Origin of the sequence: Streptomyces sp. 840.1 (genome assembly GCF_003751445.1) — a bacterium.
Taxonomy (GTDB): domain Bacteria; phylum Actinomycetota; class Actinomycetes; order Streptomycetales; family Streptomycetaceae; genus Streptomyces.
The window spans coordinates 2,455,168-2,472,428 of sequence record NZ_RJUU01000001.1; the positions used below are offsets into that span (position 1 = coordinate 2,455,168).

The 17,261-nt window shown below is 74.0% G+C and carries 18 protein-coding genes; 7 read left to right on the forward strand and 11 right to left on the reverse strand.

What is annotated here, in order from left to right; all coding sequences use genetic code 11:
- The first annotated feature begins 98 nt into the window (after positions 1-98).
- From EDD93_RS11225 to EDD93_RS11235, 3 genes are all read left to right on the forward strand, one after another.
- Positions 99-857: an alpha/beta hydrolase gene (locus EDD93_RS11225; RefSeq protein ID WP_123525016.1), complete on the forward strand. Its 759-nt coding sequence runs from the start codon at positions 99-101 to the stop codon at positions 855-857.
- A gap of 91 nt (positions 858-948) precedes the next feature.
- Positions 949-2,676, forward strand: a complete 1,728-nt coding sequence (locus EDD93_RS11230; protein ID WP_123525017.1) for a SpoIIE family protein phosphatase — start codon at positions 949-951, stop codon at positions 2,674-2,676.
- 122 nt (positions 2,677-2,798) lie between these two features.
- A complete protein-coding gene (locus tag EDD93_RS11235) occupies positions 2,799-3,185 on the forward strand; it encodes a hypothetical protein (RefSeq protein ID WP_123525018.1) in 387 nt (128 codons plus the stop codon).
- Between the two features lie 115 nt (positions 3,186-3,300).
- Here the strand turns inward: EDD93_RS11235 and EDD93_RS11240 are convergent, their stop codons facing one another.
- On the reverse strand, positions 3,301-4,161 hold the full coding sequence (locus EDD93_RS11240) for a GNAT family N-acetyltransferase (protein WP_185092276.1): 861 nt from the start codon (positions 4,159-4,161) through the stop codon (positions 3,301-3,303).
- A gap of 107 nt (positions 4,162-4,268) precedes the next feature.
- Complete coding sequence (locus EDD93_RS11245) at positions 4,269-5,663, reverse strand: hypothetical protein (RefSeq protein ID WP_123525020.1); 1,395 nt, start codon at positions 5,661-5,663, stop codon at positions 4,269-4,271.
- A gap of 182 nt (positions 5,664-5,845) precedes the next feature.
- Between EDD93_RS11245 and EDD93_RS11250 the strand changes: the two genes are divergently transcribed.
- Positions 5,846-7,171, forward strand: a complete 1,326-nt coding sequence (locus EDD93_RS11250) for a molybdopterin-dependent oxidoreductase (protein ID WP_123525021.1) — start codon at positions 5,846-5,848, stop codon at positions 7,169-7,171.
- 361 nt (positions 7,172-7,532) lie between these two features.
- On the opposite strand, the gene EDD93_RS11260 is transcribed toward EDD93_RS11250, so the two are convergent.
- Genes EDD93_RS11260 through EDD93_RS11270 form a run of 4 tightly spaced genes read right to left on the reverse strand, consistent with a single transcriptional unit; the run spans position 7,533 to position 9,906 of the window.
- Entirely contained in the window at positions 7,533-8,390 is an 858-nt protein-coding gene (locus EDD93_RS11260; RefSeq protein ID WP_123525022.1) for a bifunctional 2-polyprenyl-6-hydroxyphenol methylase/3-demethylubiquinol 3-O-methyltransferase UbiG, read from the reverse strand.
- Positions 8,387-9,010 (reverse strand): DUF2064 domain-containing protein, encoded by a 624-nt coding sequence (locus EDD93_RS11265; RefSeq protein WP_123527699.1) that lies wholly within the window; start codon positions 9,008-9,010, stop codon positions 8,387-8,389. Before EDD93_RS11265 ends, EDD93_RS11260 begins: the two co-directional genes overlap by 4 nt.
- A 2-nt stretch (positions 9,011-9,012) precedes the next feature.
- Complete coding sequence (locus EDD93_RS39885) at positions 9,013-9,159, reverse strand: hypothetical protein (protein ID WP_221217304.1); 147 nt, start codon at positions 9,157-9,159, stop codon at positions 9,013-9,015.
- Between the two features lie 36 nt (positions 9,160-9,195).
- Positions 9,196-9,906 (reverse strand): glycosyltransferase family 2 protein, encoded by a 711-nt coding sequence (locus EDD93_RS11270; RefSeq protein WP_123525023.1) that lies wholly within the window; start codon positions 9,904-9,906, stop codon positions 9,196-9,198.
- Positions 9,907-10,029: 123 nt separating this feature from the next.
- Between EDD93_RS11270 and EDD93_RS11275 the strand changes: the two genes are divergently transcribed.
- On the forward strand, positions 10,030-10,983 hold the full coding sequence (locus tag EDD93_RS11275) for a response regulator transcription factor (RefSeq protein WP_123525024.1): 954 nt from the start codon (positions 10,030-10,032) through the stop codon (positions 10,981-10,983).
- Positions 10,980-12,086: a sensor histidine kinase KdpD gene (locus EDD93_RS11280; RefSeq protein ID WP_123525025.1), complete on the forward strand. Its 1,107-nt coding sequence runs from the start codon at positions 10,980-10,982 to the stop codon at positions 12,084-12,086. The genes EDD93_RS11275 and EDD93_RS11280 overlap by 4 nt, the downstream gene beginning before the upstream one ends.
- Before the next feature lie 24 nt (positions 12,087-12,110).
- Here the strand turns inward: EDD93_RS11280 and EDD93_RS11285 are convergent, their stop codons facing one another.
- The 5 genes from EDD93_RS11285 to EDD93_RS11305 all read right to left on the reverse strand — a co-directional run bounded on the left by EDD93_RS11285 (position 12,111) and on the right by EDD93_RS11305 (position 16,314).
- The gene (locus EDD93_RS11285) at positions 12,111-13,181 is read right to left on the reverse strand and encodes an NAD(P)-dependent oxidoreductase (protein ID WP_123525026.1); all 1,071 of its coding nucleotides are present in this window, start codon (positions 13,179-13,181) and stop codon (positions 12,111-12,113) included.
- A 114-nt stretch (positions 13,182-13,295) separates the two neighbouring features.
- Positions 13,296-13,895: a hypothetical protein gene (locus tag EDD93_RS11290; protein ID WP_123525027.1), complete on the reverse strand. Its 600-nt coding sequence runs from the start codon at positions 13,893-13,895 to the stop codon at positions 13,296-13,298.
- Positions 13,892-15,193 carry an MAB_1171c family putative transporter gene (locus EDD93_RS11295; RefSeq protein WP_123525028.1) on the reverse strand — a complete coding sequence of 434 codons (1,302 nt, stop codon included), beginning with the start codon at positions 15,191-15,193 and terminating at the stop codon, positions 13,892-13,894. The genes EDD93_RS11290 and EDD93_RS11295 overlap by 4 nt, the downstream gene beginning before the upstream one ends.
- A gap of 107 nt (positions 15,194-15,300) precedes the next feature.
- Positions 15,301-15,861 carry a toxin gene (locus tag EDD93_RS11300; protein ID WP_123525029.1) on the reverse strand — a complete coding sequence of 187 codons (561 nt, stop codon included), beginning with the start codon at positions 15,859-15,861 and terminating at the stop codon, positions 15,301-15,303.
- 3 nt (positions 15,862-15,864) lie between these two features.
- On the reverse strand, positions 15,865-16,314 hold the full coding sequence (locus tag EDD93_RS11305) for a hypothetical protein (protein ID WP_123525030.1): 450 nt from the start codon (positions 16,312-16,314) through the stop codon (positions 15,865-15,867).
- Between the two features lie 608 nt (positions 16,315-16,922).
- Between EDD93_RS11305 and EDD93_RS11315 the strand changes: the two genes are divergently transcribed.
- A complete protein-coding gene (locus tag EDD93_RS11315; protein ID WP_123525032.1) occupies positions 16,923-17,249 on the forward strand; it encodes a MerR family transcriptional regulator in 327 nt (108 codons plus the stop codon).
- Positions 17,250-17,261 lie beyond the last annotated feature (12 nt).

Sequence of the window (17,261 nt, forward strand, 5' to 3'; positions counted from 1 at the left end):
GTTGCTGTTCCGTGCCGCTTGTTTTCCGGGGCGACAGTGCCGTCCGCGCTCGTACAGCATGCTCGTTACGGGCCCATCCATCCGCACCGGAGGTACGCATGACACGACGACAGCCCCCCGCGGCGGCGGTACTCCTGCTGCACGGCGGACGGGAGGACGGGCTCGGGGCGCCGCCGCCCGGACCGTTCAACCTGCCCGCGCTGCGCATGCGTCCCTTCGCGCGCGCCCTGCGGCGGGCGCTGCCGGGGGACGTCGTGGTGCGCACCGTCCGGTACGGGCACCGGGGCTGGAACGGGCCCAGGGCCGATCCGCTGCACGACGCCGTGCGCGCCCTGGACGAACTGCGGCGGGCGGCGGGGGACATCCCCGTGGTGCTGGTGGGGCACTCGATGGGGGGCCGCGCCGCGCTGCACGCCGCGGGGCATCCGCTGGTACGGGGTGTGGTCGGCCTCGCCCCGTGGGGTCCGGACGGTGACCCGGTCGAGCAGCTCGCCGGGCGCGACGTCGTCCTCGTGCACAGCCCCCGGGACCGGGTCACCAGCCCGGCGGGCTCCCGGACGCTCACCGCACGGGCCCGCCGGGCCGGGGCGCGCAGCTGTCTGGTCACCGTGCACGGCAGCGATCACCCGATGCTGCGCCGCGCGGCCGCCTGGCACCGGCTGACCACCGCCCTGGTCACCGGGCTGCTGGACCTGGCCCCGCTGCCGGGGCCGGTCGCCGAGGCCCTGCGGCTGCCGCCGGGGTCCTCCGGGGAGGACGGGACGGTGGACCTGGACCGGCTGCTCCCCGGAGGCGGGAGCGGCGGCGGGAGCGGTGGTGCGACGGGCGGGGCGGCGCGCTCGGGTACGGCCCGCTGATCGGCGGTCTGCGGATGCGGGCCGGGTGCGGGCGGCCGACGATGAAGGGCCGGGCAGTCGGGCGGCCCGCGTCCCGCCACAGGAGGTTGCCTTGCAGGCCGATGAGTACGCCGGCAGTCCGCCGCCGCTCGACACCCTGGCGCTCGCGGCCCTGATCGGTGGCACCACGGCCGGGGTGGGCGTCCTCGACACGGAGCTGCGCTACCTCTACGTGAACCCGGCCCTCGAACGGCTCAACGGCATCCCGGCCGCCGACCACCTGGGCCGTACGGTCGCCGAGGTGCTCCCCGGGGTCGACGCCCGGGAGGACCTGATGCGGGCGGTGCTCTCCGACGGCAGGTCCCGCGAGATCACCTCCAGCGGCGTGACCCGCGCCGGGTCGAAGACCGTACTGCGCCACTGGCACGGGGTGTACCACCGCCTCGAGGTGGGCGGCCGGGTGGTGGGCGTCGCGGGCATCCTGATGGAGGTCATGGCCTCCGACGAGGAGCGGCGCCAGCTGGCCGAGGCCCGTCGCCACCTGAGCCTCCTGGACACCGCGAACACCCGCATCGGCACCACGCTCGACATGGACACCACCTGTGCCGAGCTGGTCGACCTGGTCGTGCCGGGGCTCGCGGACCTCGCCACGGTCGAGGTGTTCCCGCCGGACGTCGCCCCACCGGTGCGCCCGGCGCCGCCCGGGGTGACCCGGCTGCGGCGGGCGGCGATGACGGCGGTGCCGGGGCTGCGGGAGCGGGTCGCGCGGTTCGGGGTGGCCGGTGACTACGTCGACTACCAGGAGGACGCGGCCGTGACGCGCTGCCTGGCCACTAACCAGCCGGTCGTCGAGAACCTCACCGGCGACGAGCAGCTGGGCCGCTCCGCGCCCTCCCCCGAACGGGTCGCCGTCTACCGGGCCCTCGGGATGCACTCGGCGGTCATCGTGCCGGTCTCCGTGCGCGGTGGGCCGATCGGCGTCCTCGGCCTGGTGCGGGCCGGGGCGTCACCGGCCTTCACGGAGCAGGACGTGGTGGTGGCCCGGGAGCTCGCCGGACGGGCCGCCGTCGATCTGGACCACGCGCGCCGCTTCACCCACGAGCACACCATCGCACTGGAGCTCCAGCGCTCGCTGCTCTCCGAGCCGCGCCAGCCGCATCCGCACATCGAGGTCGCCACCCGCTATCTGCCGGCCGACCGGAGCGTGCTGGTGGGAGGCGACTGGTTCGACATCATCCCGATGCGCGACGGACGCCACCTGAAGGCGATGGGCGATGTGATGGGCCACGGTGTGGAGGCGGCCGTCGCGATGAGCCACTACCGCTCGCTGCTGCGGCTGCTCGCGGACGAGGAGCTGCCGCCGCACCGCATCCTGGAGCAGCTCGACCGGATGGTGGAGCGGTCCGGTCTCGACCGGGCGGCGACCTGTCTGCTCGCGGTCGTGGACCGGTCCGGCGGTATCTGCAAGGTGTCGAGCGCCGGGCATCTGCCGCCGGTCTTCATCGACCCCGGGCCGGGGGGCACCCGGCTGGGCGACGTACCGGCCGGACCGCCGCTCGGTACCGGGTTCGGCGGCTACCGGACGACGGAGGTGCGGTGCGCGCCGGGAACGGTGCTGTTCATGTACACCGACGGCCTGGTGGAGCGGCGCGGCGAGGACATCGACGTCTCCGTGGGCCGGCTTCGGGGGCTGAGGCTGCCGGAGAGCGGCAATCTGGAGGAGCTGCTGGACGAGGTGCTCGACCGCTTCGGCCCGGGGGCCGAGGACGACATCGCGGTGATGGCGTCGCGGGCCCGGTACGCCCCCGGTGGCGGGGAGACCTTGCTGGGGAGCGTGTGACGGGAGCGGTCGGGCAGCCGGTCGAGCGGCGGCGTTGTCAGCGGCGGCGGACTTGTCCGTGGCGGCTGCGGACGGCCGGCTGGGCGGGGGCGTTGTCAGTGGCGGCTGCGAGGATCGGTGTCATGAAGCCGTTCCTCCTCGCCGACATCGAGGCCGCCGTCCGCAGCAGCTGGGGTGCCGACACCACCACGCCCGTGCGCCGCCCGCACTGGACCCCGGGCAACCCCGCCCGTGACCAGTGCGGGGTGACCGCCCTGGTCCTGCACGACCTGCTGGGCGGTGACCTGATACGCGGCGAGGTCCGGGTCGGCGGCGTGCGCACGGACTACCACTGGTGGAACCGGCTGGGCCCGGGGACGGAGATCGACCTGACCCGTGAGCAGTTCGCGCCCCAGGAGGTCGTCACCGGCGGCACGGTGGTCGCCCGGCCGCCCGAGATCGTCCGCCTGCGCGAGGAGTACGAGCTGCTGCGGGGCCGGGTCCTGGAGCTGCTGCACGGGCACGCGTAGGGAAAGCGGCGCACGCGTAGGGAAAACGGCGCATGCGTAGGGAAGCGGCGCATGCGTAGGGCAAGAGGCGCATGTGTCGGGAAGGGGCGCACGCGTAGGGGAACGGGCCGGCGGGTCAGCCCAGTTCGAGGCTGGTGATGCCGAAGAGTCCGCTGTGATCGACGTCCGGCGCCGGACCGGTGTACATGCGGGCCGTCTCGAACGACGGGCTGAGCCCGAGCTGTCCGGCCAGCCGTACCGCCGCCGGGTTGACGTCGGGAACGTCCACCGCGACCGGGGCGGACGGATCGGTCGCCGCGAGCGCGCTGACCAGGGCCGCGGCCGTGTCCGGTGAGGCCGCGTACAGCGGGCCGATGCGCGAGGACGTGCGGCAGGCGCGCATCACCGCGAGCCCCTGTACCTCTCCCTCGCGCAGGGCGACCAGCGCGGTGCGGCCGGGGGTGGTGGTCCAGGCGGCGAGGAAGCCGTCGCGCTCCGCCGGGAAGAACCGGCGGTCGTACGCGGTGATCTGGCCGAACGGCAGGGTGCGGGCGTCTGCCAGGGTGACGCCGGGCGGCGGCGCGAGGTCCACCGGTGCCAGCCCCTCGTACCGCATGTTCGTCCAGACGGGGCGGAAGCCGGACCTGCGGTAGTTGGCCTGCTGCGCCACCACCCCGTCGAGGCCGGTGTTGCGTCCCTCGAGGCGGGCCGTCCCGGTGGCCCAGAGCCGGCTGCCGTAGCCCTGGCCGCGCAGTTCCGGGCGGGTGAGGTAGAAGCCCAGGAAGCCGTGGCCGCTGCCGTAGCGGATCACGGAGACGCAGGAGGCGGGCGCGCCGTCGAGCCTGCCGATCAGGAAGCCGCAGGGGTCGGCGGCGAAGAAGGCCTGGCCATCGGTCAGGCCCGGGTTCCAGCCCTCGGCATGGGCCCAGTCCGCCATCAGCCTGATGTCGTCCGCGCTTGCTGTGGTGATTTCGAATGTCGGCACGGGACAAGCCATACCCGGGTACCGGTGGTTCAACGTCCGGCCGCCCCGTTCACCACCGGCCGTTCCCCCCGTTCCCCCTGTTCACCCCGGTGCTGTCCGTTCACCACCCGCCCGTCCGTTCACCACCCCGTCCAGAGCAGGTGGTTGACGAGCAGGGCGACGGCCGCCTGGGCGGCCAGCCAGCCTCGGCGGCCCCGGTCGGGCAGCAGGGCGGCGGCGGGCAGCAGCCAGAGCATGAAGGGCTGCCAGATCCGTTCGGTCTCCGCCTTGCTCATCCCCGACAGGTCGGCGGCCAGCAGCATGAGGAACGCCGCGAGCACGAGGAGGACGAGGCGCTGCGGCGCGCCCGCGGTCCCGGGCCGCAGCGCCCTCAGCGCGCCCGGCGCCGCCGTCGCGGTCCGGCGCAGGCCCGCGACCGTCGCGGGTCCCACGGCGATCACGGTGCAGGCGAGGTTGGCCCAGACCCAGTACCAGTAGGGGCGGAACCCGCCCGCCGCCTGGTAGTACCGCTCGACGAGCAGGTGGTACGCCTCCCACCAGTTGAAGCCCGCCAGGGTGAAGGCCACCGGCACGACCAGCGCACCCAGCACGAACAGCGGAACCGGCCGGGCGGTACGGGCGAGCAGGAGCACGACCAGGAGCGGCAGCGCGATGAGCGCCAGACCGTAACTGAGGTAGCAGGTCAGCCCGTACAGCAGTCCCGAACCGATCGCGGCGGCCGCCGGGCTGCGGACCCGGCCGGTCGCGGCCAGGGTCAGCAGGGCGACGGACCAGGCGGCGACGGCGGCGAAGTAGCCGTCCGCCGAGGTGCCCGCCCAGACCGCGACCGGTGCCAGGACGAGGAAGGGCGCGGCGCGGCGGGCGGTGCGCTCGTCGGCCAGGGCGCGGACGGCGACCAGCGCGGCCAGCGCGGCGGTGGTGCCGGTGACGATGCACCAGACCCCGGCCCAGGCCCCGCCGCCGAGGCCGATGCGGTCCAGCAGGACGAAGGTGAGGGTGGCGCCCGGCGGGTGACCGGCGACATGGGCGGGCCAGTTGCCCGGCGGGCCGATCAGGATGTGGTCGTTGAAGCCGCGCAGGGCGGCGCCGATGTCGTCGAAGCGGCCGATGACCCTGAGGTACTCGTGCTTGGTGGTGAGGCGTTCGGCGATGCCGCGGCCCCAGCCGTCGATCAGCGCCAGCGAGAACACCCAGGCGAGCGAGGCGCCCCAGCAGCTCAGCAGCAGGGTCCGCCAGCGCAGCCGGACGGCGAGGGCGGGTCCGTACGCCACGACGGCCACGGCCACCAGGGGCGCGGCCCAGGTGCCGGGGCCGGTGTGCGGGTACCAGGACGCGAGCAGCGGTGGCCAGTGGACGTACAGGACGCGGGCGTAGGCCTCGATGTTCCGGCCGACGAGCACGGCCGCCGCGACCAGCAGTACGCCCGCGCCCGCCGCGGCCAGGTCGGCGCGGCCGCCGGTGCGGTGGCCCTTCTCCGGTTCGGTGCGCTGCTCCGCGCGTTCCTTGGTCTTCACCCAGGCACGGTATGCACGCCGGGGCGGTGCGGGCGGGTGCTGACGGGGCGCGTCACCGAACCGTCAGATTCCGCACCCGGCCGGGCCCACCGGGGGCGGCACGGCAGCAGTCGGATGACGTCAGCGTTTCGTCAGGAGTCGTACACGCCCTGCCCGGGTACCCCGGGCATAGCGTCGGTGCCATGGGCGACCGACGTCGGTTCCGACGACTCAGACTTCCCGATTCCCTTCCCGCATCGCTGTCCGGACTCTCCTCCGGCCGCGCGGCCGGACTCCTGGAGCGGACCCCCTCCGCGCCCGGTTTCTGGCGCAGCCCGGTGCGCGGGGTCCGGTTCACCGCGGTGCTCGGGCTCGTGCTGCTCGGCGGGATCACCTTGCTGTTCGTGACCGGTCTGCTGTCGTACGCCGCGTACAACCCGGACCTGAACCCGGTCAACGACAAGACCCCGGACAAGGGGGTGCTCGGCTTCTACCTGTTCGCCTGGCCGACCGGCCCGCACTGGCTGTACCGGCTGACGCAGGGGCTCCACGTCACGGTCGGCATCGTGCTCACCCCGGTGCTGCTGGCCAAGCTGTGGTCGGTGGTCCCGAAGCTGTTCGCGCTGCCGCCGGCCCGGTCGGTGGGGCAGGCGCTGGAGCGGCTCTCGCTGCTGCTCCTGGTGGGCGGGGCGCTGTTCGAGTTCGTCACCGGGCTGCTCAACATCCAGCTGGAGTACCTGTTCCCCGGCTCGTTCTACCCGTTGCACTTCTACGGGGCGTGGGTGTTCTTCGCCGCGTTCCTGGCCCATGCCGGGCTGCGGACGCCGCAGGCCGTACGGGTGCTGAGGTCGGGCGCGCTGAGCGGGAACGTGCCGGGGGACACGCTGGCCTCGCCGTCCCCGGCCGAGCCGACGCTGTCGCGGCGCGGGGCGCTGACGATGGTGGGGGCCGGCTCGCTGCTCCTGCTGATCACCTCGGTGGGGCGCAGCTTCGACGGGCCGTTGCGGCGCATCGCGCTGCTCACCCCGCGCGGCGCCGCCGAGCCCGGTCCGGGCCCCAACGGCTTCCAGATCAACAAGACCGCCGCCACGGTCGGGATCACCTCGGCCGAGACGGGGGAGGGTTGGTGGCTGACCGTCAGCGGCCCGGCCGGGGACCTCCGCTTCACCCGGGAGCAGCTGCTGGCCATGGACCAGTACAGCGCGGCGCTCCCGATCGCCTGCGTGGAGGGCTGGTCCACCTCGGACCAGTGGTGGCGGGGCGTACGGCTGATGGACCTCGCGGAGCTCGCCGGGTACCCGCGCAACCCGCCCGGGGTGCTGGTGGAGTCCGTCCAGCGCAGCGGCCCCTTCCGCCGGGCGGCGCTCCGCGACAACCAGGTGCGCGACTCCCGCTCGCTCCTCGCGTTGCAGGTCAACGGCGTGGACCTGTCGCCCGACCACGGATATCCGGCGCGGATCATTGTCCCGGCCGCGCCCGGCGTACTGAACACCAAATGGGTGTCCCGGCTGACCTTCGGGGATCTGTGAGGAGACCCGTGACGAGAGAAGTGAGGAAAGCTGTGGACAGGCTGAACCCCGTCGGCCTCGTGCGGCGCTGGTACGGGGAGGGCCCGCTGCACCTCCTCCTGATGGCCGCCTCCTTCGCGCTGGCGGGGTACGCGGGGGTGCGGCTGCTGGCCGGGGACGCGTTCGGCGTCGCCGTCTGGTTCGTCGGCGCGGCCCTCGTCCACGACCTGGTGCTGGTGCCGCTGTACGCGACGGCGGACCGGCTGCTGCTGCGCTCGCTCGGCCCGCGCCGCGCCCTGGTCAACTTCGTCCGGGTGCCGGTCTTCCTGTCCGGCCTGCTCCTGCTGATGTGGTGGCCGCTGATCACCCGGCACACGAGGCGCTACGAGCCGGCGAGCGGGCTCTCCCCCGATGTGTTCCTGGGGAACTGGCTGCTGATCACGGCCGCGCTCTGCGTGCTGTCGGCGCTGTGGCTGGTGGTCAGGACGCTCCGGCTGCGGCGCAGCGCCACGAAGGTCCGGCCGTCCGTCTCCCACTGATCGGCCGTCAGCCAGCCCAGCAGTCCGGCGTACCGCAGCAGCGCCGGTGTGCCGAGCCGGGCCCAGGGGAAGGGCGCGGCGGACCGGTCCCGGCCGGCGCGCCCGTCGTCGAGGTGGACCCGGGACCGTTCGTCGATGTCCTGCGGCGCGGTCTCCGCGATGAGCAGCCCGCCCGGGGCCAGCACGGCCGCCGTGCGGTGCAGGAGCCTGCGGGGGTCGCCGCCGATGCCGATGTTGCCGTCGACGAGCAGGACGGTGCCCCAGCGGCCCTCGCCCGGCAGCGGTTCGAAGACGGAGCGGTGGAGTGCCGAGCCGCCGAGCCGCAGGGTGCGGGCCACCGCCGCCTCGCTCACGTCGATGCCGAGCGCGCGGTGGCCGCGGGCCGCGAGCGCCGCGACCAGCCGGCCGGGCCCGCAGCCGATGTCCAGGACGGGGCCCTCGCAGCGGTGCAGCGCCGACAGGTCCGCGGCGTCCGCGCCCGCGCACCAGCGCTCCACGTCCAGCGGCAGCAGCCAGCCGTCCGTCCGGCGCAGGAAGAGCGGACCGTGGCCGTTGCGCAGGGCGTTGGCGTACGGGTCGGTGCTCCACGAGGTGGCGTCGGGATGCGGCGGCCGGACGCTGTCGTGCTGGGGGACCGTCTCGTGCTGGGAAAGTGTCTCGTGCTGGGGAACTGTCTCGTGGCGGGGGACCGTCCGGCTCATCGGGCCACCGCCCCGCTCAGCTCGGCGAGCACGGCGGCGAACCTGCCGTGCGGCGCCAGGGCGGCGACGTCCACGGCGTCGGTCGCCGTGTCCACGTCCCGCAGCCGGGGCAGATCGCGCACCGTCAGTCCGGCGTCGACCAGCCGGCGGCGCTGCACCGCGCCGGTCTCCGGCACGGACATCGGCACCCCGCGCAGCAGTTCCGGGTCCGGCTCGGCCAGCCCGAGCGCCCAGAAGCCGCCGTCCTCGGCCGGGCCGAACCACGCGTCGCAGCCGTCCCAGGGACCGGGGGAGAGCGCGGGCGCCAGATCGGCGGCCGTGATCTGCGGGGTGTCCATGCCGATGAGGAGCGTGGGCCCGGTGCTGCCCGCGAACGCGGCGGCGAGCCGGGCGTCGAGACCGCCCGCGCACTGGCCCACCACGTCGATGCCCGGCGGCAGCCAGGGGCCGGGTTCCCCGTCCAGGACGAGCACCCGTCGGGCGGCGGGCAGGGCGAGGACGGTGCGCAGGGTGTCCGCGAGCGAGGCCTCGGCCAGCCGTGCGGCCTCCTGCGGGGTGAAGGGCGGCGTGAGCCGGGTCTTGACCCGGCCGGGCAGCGGCTCCTTGGCGATGACCAGCAGAGTCACCGCACCTGCACCCGAACTTGCACCTGAACCAGCACCAGCACCCGAACCAGCACCAGCACTCGAACCAGCACCCGCACCAGCACCAACACCCGAACCTGCGGCTCCGGTTTCCGTCCCCGCACCCGCACCCGCACCCACGTCACCGGCTCCCGCCCCCGCGCCCGTACACGCGGCCGGGGTCATCGGGACACCCCCACCGGGGCCGCAGCCGGCGCCTCGGCCAGCACGGCGCGCATGTCGCGCACCGCGTGCCAGGTACCCCGCCAGGTACCGGTGACCTTCGACTTCCCGGTGCGCGAGAGGTAGGGGACATCCGTCTCGGCGACCCGCAGTCCCGCGTCCGCCGCCCGCACCACCATTTGCAAGGGGTAGCCGCTGCGCCGGTCGGTGAGGCCGAGCGCCAGCAGGTCCGTCCGGCGCCCCGCCCGCATCGGGCCCAGGTCGTGCAGCCGGAGCCCGGTACGTCTGCGCAGCAGCCGGGAGAGCGCCAGATTGCCCGCACGGGCGTGCAGCGGCCAGGCGCCGAGCCGGTCGGGGCGGCGGCGGCCGAGCAGCAGGTCGCTCTCGCCGTCCGCGATCCGGCGGACGAAGCCGGGGAGCAGCCCGGGGTCCAGGGAGCCGTCGCAGTCGCAGAAGCAGACGTACTCCGCCTCGGCGGCGAGCAGCCCGGCGTGGCAGGCGGAGCCGAAGCCTCGGCGCGGTTCGTGCACCACCGTCGCGCCGAGCGAGCGGGCCAGTTCGGCCGAGCCGTCGGTGGAGCCGTTGTCGACGACGATCGCGCGCCAGCCGCGCGGGATCGCGCCGAGCACCCCCGGCAGGGCGGCGGCCTCGTCCAGACAGGGCAGCACGACGTCGGCGCGGGGGGCGGAGTTATCGGAGGAGTCGGTCACCCGGCTCACCCTACGGAGAGGAAACCGACAATTCGGGCCAAGGATTCTTACGAAACGTGGACGTCGACCGTGTGGCGGTGTCCGCGCGTCCTGCGCGCGGGGGTCGGGTGCCAGGGTGGAGTCATGCAGCCCGCCACGCCGGCCCGTCCGGAGTCCGAGGGCCGGGGCGCCGCGAGCGAGGCTCCCGGTCCCGGTCCCGCACCCCTGCCCGCCCCCGCCCCCGCCCCGGGCCCCGTTCCCGCGCCCGCCCCCGGCCGCGTCCTCGTCGTGGACGACGACCCGACCGTCTCCGAGGTCGTCGCCGGGTACCTGACCGGCGCCGGTTACGAGGTGGCCCGCGCGGCGGACGGCCCGGCGGCGCTGGAGTGCTTCGCCCGGCGCCGCCCCGACCTGGTGGTGCTGGACCTGATGCTGCCCGGCATGGACGGCTTCGAGGTCTGCCGCCGGATGCGGGCGCACGGGCGGGTGCCGGTCATCATGCTGACCGCGCGCGGCGACGAGGACGACCGCATCCTCGGCCTGGAGACGGGCGCGGACGACTACGTCACCAAGCCGTTCAGCCCCCGCGAACTCGTCCTGCGCGTCGACTCCGTGCTGCGCCGCGCCACCGCGGACCCGGTACCCGCCGGGCGGGCGGTGCTGCTCGAGGGCGCGGGCCTGGTCCTCGACCCGGTGGCCAGGAGCGCCACCCGGCAGGGCCGGGCGCTGGCCCTCACCCTGCGCGAGTTCGACCTGCTGGCCTTCCTGCTGCGCCACCCGGGCCGGGTCTTCACCCGGGAGGAGCTGATGAGCGAGGTCTGGGGCTGGGACTTCGGCGACCTGTCGACGGTGACGGTCCATGTGCGCCGGCTGCGCGGCAAGGTCGAGGCGGACCCGGCCCGCCCGGAACTGATCCGTACCGTCTGGGGGGTGGGCTACCGGCTGGACCTGCCGACCGGTACGGCTGACCCGGCTGACCCGGCCGACCCGACTGCCCCGGCTGACCCGGCCGCCCCCACCGCCCCCACCAGCCCGGCCGGCCCGGCCGGCTCCTCCTGGGTGTCCGGCGCCCACGGCTCACCCGGAGCGCCTTCATGACCGACATACTCCTCATCGCGCTGTTCGCGTTCCTGGGCGCGGCCGCGGCCGGGCTGCTCGGCGCGCTCGTCCTGCGGTTCTTCCGGCACCGCTCGCTGGTCGTCTCGCTGACCGTGGTCGCCTCGGTCGCCGTGACCGCGATGCTCGCCGGGACGCTGGCCGTCGCCTGGGCGATGTTCCTGTCCCCGCACGACCTTTCCGTGGTCACGACCGTCGTCGCGATGGCCGCCGTCGTCTCGCTCGCCACCGCGATACTGCTCGGCCGCTGGGTGGCGGCGCGCAGCCGCGATCTGACCCTCGCCGCCCGGTCGTTCGGGGACGGCGGGACCTTCGCGGCCCCCGCCGCCCCGGCCACCGCCGAACTCGCCGCCCTCACCCGCGAACTGGCCGCCACCAGCGCCAAGCTCGACAGCTCACGCGAGCGCGAACGCGCCCTGGAGACCTCGCGGCGGGAGCTCGTCGCCTGGATCTCGCACGATCTGCGCACCCCGCTCGCCGGACTGCGGGCCATGTCGGAGGCGCTGGAGGACGGCATGGCCGTCGACTCGCAGCGCTATCTGCGGCAGATACGGACCGAGGTCGAGCGGATGAACGACATGGTCGGCGACCTCTTCGAGCTCTCCCGCATCCACGCCGGCTCGCTCACCCTCAGCCCCACCCGGATCTCGGTGTACGACCTGGTGGGCGACGCGCTGGCCGGCGCGGACCCGCTGGCCCGCGAGCACGGCGTACGGCTGGTCGGGGACCGGATCGAGGCGGTGCCGGTCGAGGTCGACGGCAAGGAGATGAGCCGGGTCCTGGGCAACCTCCTGATCAACGCGATCCGGCGCACCCCCGCCGACGGCACCGTCGCGGTCGCCGCCCAGCGCACGGGCGGCGGCGTGGTCCTGTCGGTGACCGACGGCTGCGGCGGCATCCCGGAGGAGGACCTGGCCAGGGTCTTCGACACCGGCTGGCGCGGCAGCCACGCCCGTACGCCCCCGGCCGGCGCGGGCCTCGGGCTCGCCATCGTGCGCGGGATCGTCGAGGCGCACGCGGGCCGGGCCGAGGTCCGCAACGTCACCGGCGGCTGCTGCTTCGAGGTCACCCTGCCGGTGGCGTGAGCCCACGCGTGGCGGCGGGCCCGGTCAGCGGGCCGGGCTCGCCGCCATGCCCCGCAGCGGGGCCGAGGCGAACTCCGCCATCCCCTCCGCGAAGCCCACCGAGGGCTTCCAGCCCAGCTCGTCGCGGAGCCGCCGCGAGTCGGCCGTGACATGGCGTACGTCCCCGAGCCGGTACTCACCGGTGATCTCCGGGGCCGGGCCGCCGTGGGCCGAGGCCAGGGCCGAGGCCATCTCACCGATGGTGTGCGGCTCCCCGCTCCCGGTGTTGTACGCGGCGAAGCTGCCCGGCCGGAGCCCGGTGACTGCCTCCAGCGCCACCGCGTTCGCGGCCGCCACGTCCCGCACATGGACGAAGTCCCGCCGCTGGGCGCCGTCCTCGAAGACCTGCGGCGACTCGCCCCGGGCCAGCGACGAGCGGAAGAACGAGGCGACCCCGGCGTACGGGGTGTCGCGCGGCATCCCCGGCCCGTACACGTTGTGGTAGCGCAGCGACACCGCCCGCCCGCCCGTGGCACGCGCCCACGAGGAGGCGAGGTGTTCCTGCGCGAGCTTGGTCGTCGCGTACACGTTGCGCGGGTCAACGGGCGCGTCCTCGCCGACGAGACCCGGGGTCAGCTCCGTACCGCAGGACGGGCAGAGCGGCTCGAACCGGCCCGCCGCCAGATCGGACTCCGCCCTCGGGCCCGGCCGGACCGGCCCGTGGCGCGGGCACTCGTAGCGGCCCTCGCCGTAGACGACCATCGATCCGGCGAGCACCAGGTCCCGCACCCCGGCGGCGGCCGAGGCGGCGAGCAGTACGGCGGTGCCGAGGTCGTTGCACCCGACGTACAGCGGGGCGTCCGCGAAGTCCTTGCCCAGGCCGACCATCGCCGCCTGGTGGCACACGGCGTCGATGCCGCGCAGCGCCCGGTCCACGGCCTCGCGGTCGCGCACGTCCGCCACGACGAACCCGCTGCCGGCCGGCCGGTCCGGGGCGTCGCCGTGGGCCGAGGGGAGCAGGGCGTCGAGCACCACCGCCTCGTGCCCGGCCGATGTGAGGGTCCGGACGATCTCCGACCCGATGAACCCGGCTCCGCCGGTGACCAGTACGCGCATGACGGCCACGTTAGGGCGCCGCGGGCCCCGGGCGCGGTTGCGCGGACGGCACGTCACAGGGCCGTAAGAACCGGACCCGTTCGGCGGGACGCGGCCCGGTCACCCGGCGGGTGCTCAGCCGAAGAGGAACGCGCCCGCCGTGGCCGCTCCCAGCGCGGCTCCGGCGCTCACCTGGCCGACCGTGTGGTACCCGAGCGCGACCCGGGACCAGCACACGGTGGCCGTCATCACGTACCCGAACAGCCACCACGGCGAGTGGACCACGGCGAGCAGGGCGACGACGGCCGAGGCCACCGACGCGTCCACCGAGATCTTCCAGACTGTGTTGACGGCCAGCAGGACGACCGTCATCGCCCAGAGCCCGAGCATCGCCGTCAGGATGCCGGAGGGGGCGCCGCCCAGCACCATGACGGCCGAACCGATGCCGATGGAGCCGAGGATGACGAAGAAGATCGGGGCCCGCTTGGTGCGGTCGACGACATGGCGGTCGCCCCAGGTGCCGCGCCCGCGCTCCCACTCGATGTAGCCGGCCGGAATGATCCCCGCGCACAGGGCGCCGAGCAGCCCCCACAGCAGCCCCGTCCACTCACCGGCCGCCGCGAACCCGGTCGCGAGCATCCCGGCGAGCAGGAGATTACGTGGCTGGAAGACGTCGGTGACCGTACGCGCCGTCCCCGAGGCATCGGCGGTGTCGGTGGTGTCGGTGGTGCTCATGCGCTCTGCTCCTTGGCTGCTGCTGCTCCGGCGGACTCGGCTCCGGACGGCTCCGGCCCGGTGCGGGAGGACTCCAGGACCTGGCGGGCGCGTTCGGCCGTGACCGTGCGGTACGCGGCGGCGACCCGGACCAGCCAGGCGACCTCGCCGTCCTGGTCGGTCGCGTGCTGGGTGCCGACGGCCGCCGCTTCCCCGGGGGCCGCGCCGTCGCCGTGGGCCACGAGCGCGGCCTTGATCCAGTACGCGTCGGTGAGCGGGCCAGTCCGGTCCCGGTCGCCGGGCCGGGCCTCGGCGGCGGCCCCGGCGGCGGCGAGGAGGGTGCCGGGGGCGTAGTGGCGCAGCTTCTCCACCGCGTCGGCGATGTCCGCCGCCCAGCGGTCGATGCGCAGGTCCGCCGGGGTGCCGAACCGGGTCAGCTCGCGGACCAGGGAGGCCGGGGGGTCGAAGGGCTGGTCGGGGAAGGCCGCCATCAGCTCGTACCAGAGCGCGTGCAGCCGCACCTGCGCGCGCCAGAGCTTCGCGCGGCGGCGGACGTTGCCCAGGGCGGGGATGGAGGCGCCCACCGCGAAGAACGCGAACAGCACCACCTGCGAGGCCTCGGTGATCTCGTCGAAGTCCAGCGCGAAGGACTCGCTCGGCCTGTCGATCACGCTCACCCAGAGGAACAGCGTCCGGCTGACGGTGTATCCGACCCCGATGAACATCGCGAACGTCATCATGCCGAGGCCGATGCGCAGCCGGCGCTGCCCGGCGCTCGCGGTGGCCAGCGCCCACTGGTAGGCGCAGACGGCGGAGGCGGTGCCGAGGTAGAGGTAGAACACGCTCATGTAGAGCGTCGCGCCCCACTGCCCGGCGTGGTCGGCGACGAACCGGTCCGAGGGGACGGAACGGTCGACGACGGTGAAGAAGAGCACCGTCAGCAGCACCAGCGTGGCGACGGACGCCTTGGTTGCGACCTGCTGGATCAGCCGGGCGAACCGTACGTGCCGGGGGATGTCACCGGCGTCGGCGTACTGGCCGTAGATGGCGACGATGTAGCTGAGGATGGCGAGGATCGCGATGGTCGCCGTGTAGTGCTTGATCAGCACCGAGAGGTCGGTGACCGAGCTGTCGTTGAGACCGATGCGCACGACCCGGGTCTTGGTCCACAGGGCGGCGGCGAATCCCGCGTAGCAGCCCCACAGGGCCCGGCGGCGTCTGTCCTCCTCGTCGCCCCGCAGGGCGGCCGGCATGCGCCACAGGGCGACGGCTGTCATCAGGCCGGCTATCAGGTAGCCGGCGAGGTCGAGCGGTGTCACGGCGGAGTCCTCGGGGTGGGGGTGAGGGGCGGGTGAGGGGCGGGTGAGGGTGGGGCGGCGGCGGTGGGGGGAAACGGTTCGGCAGCGGGGCGGGCGTCGATCCGGTGCTACGTGCGGCGGAACAGGCCGCGGCGGCGGTGGGCGACCGGGAGGGAGAGCGAGTTGGCGAGCCGCCCCACCATGTCATCGCTCGTCACGTCCCTGGCCATCCGGGGGATGAGCGAGGCACCGAATTCGGCCATGCGTTCGTCGTGGGTGTCGTACTGCGCGCGGGCCTGTACGGCGTCCGGGGACCGGAGCGCGTCGGCGCCGACGACCCGCGAGATCAGCGAGGTGTCGAAGACGGGCAGCAGCCGCTGGAGCTGCTCGGCGTCCAGCGAGGTGCCGTGGTCGAACCACTCGTGGCACAGCTCGTGCAGGATGACGTGCTGGGTCTGGTAGGCGGTGGGGCGCCGCCGGTAGAGCACGAAGCTGGTCCCGCCGGCCTTCAGCCGCAGCCCGCAGGCGCCGTTGACCCGGGCCAGCCGGTCGGGCATCTCGTGCAGCACGATGGTGCGGCCGCCGGCCGCCTCCATGTTCGCGACCAGCCCCTCGACCGTGAAGGGGGCGGGCAGGGGCAGCCCGGCGAGTCCGGCCTCGCACTCTTTCCGCAGTTCGCGCAGGGACATCGCCTAGGACCTTTCGGGTCCGCCGTCGGCCGGGCGCTGCCGGTTCTTCGCGTCCTCCAGCAGGGACAGCGCGAACTGCAGCAGCTCGGGGGGCAGTCCGTCCTCGTCCAGGCCTCGGCCGGCCAGCCCGCTGATGTCCCCGGTGCGCCGCTTGGCCAGGAACTGCAGACCGTCCACGACGTCGTCGACGACCTCGGACTCCTCCTTGAAGAAGCGCCAGTCCACACCGAAGCCGAGGCCGAGCGCCTTGAGGATGTCCTCGGACGGCTGGGTGACCTTGCCGGCCAGGATGTTGGAGAAGTAGCTGTGCGAGAGCGACCCGCCGCGCTCCTTGACCAGGTCGGCGAAGACCCGTCCGGAGATCTTCCGGCCGGGGAAGGTCTTCTCGACCATGTACTCGACCTTCTGCCGCAACGTCCGCAGCTCCGGCGCGCGTTCTTCGGCGCTGTCCATCCGGCCCCCCACGTGTCCCGTACCCGCCCGGTCCCTGTCCGGCGCCGCGCGGTGTCCGATTCGGTCAACGGGCTCGTACTGTAACCAACCCGGGGCCGCCGTCCCCAGTGCGGGGAGCCGTTGGCACATACCGAACAGGGACGTAGCGGCACATCCCGTGCCGGTGTGCGGAAGTAGGGTTGCGCAAATACTCTACGTCACTGTTAACTCGAAAAAACATGGGCAGGGGGCCACGAGGGGAGCCCCTTGCCCATGAAGTCCGGTGACGGCGTGTGCGGTGGACCGGTGCCTTCCGTGACGGGCGAGGCCCGCGGGGTCTCGGGCACCCGGTCTCGCGCATAGGGGTGTAGCCCTTCACGACGGGGGATGCGTGAAGGGCTACGTGTGCATTATGGCCCGACGGCAGTCAGTCATCAACTGACCCGCCGGTCAGTGTTCTTGGCGCGCCCTGCGACGGGGGTCGCGCACGGGCGGCCCCGGGGCGGCGCCCTCAGATAACTTCCCCCGTCCGGCCAGGGAAATCTGTCGCGGCTATGATAGAGACGATGGCTCGCACAACGAGAGTTTCCCTTCCGGTCAACGAAGTCGGCGACACGCGGCAGGTGCCCATGCCCCCCGAAAACCCTGCGCATCCCGCCGATCGTCTCGATGACGACGACTACCCCGCCTACACCATGGGCCGCGCCGCGGAGATGATCGGCGCCTCCCCCGGATTCCTCCGTGCGATCGGCGAGGCCCGGCTGATCACCCCCCTGCGGTCCGAGGGCGGCCACCGCCGCTACTCCCGCTACCAGCTCCGCATCGCCGCCCGTGCCCGGGAGCTCGTCGACGGGGGTACGCCGATCGACGCCGCCTGCCGCATCGTGATCCTGGAGGACCAGCTCGAAGAGGCCCTCCGGCTCAACGAGGAACTGCGCGGGCCGTCCCGCTCCTGAGCGTCAGTGCCT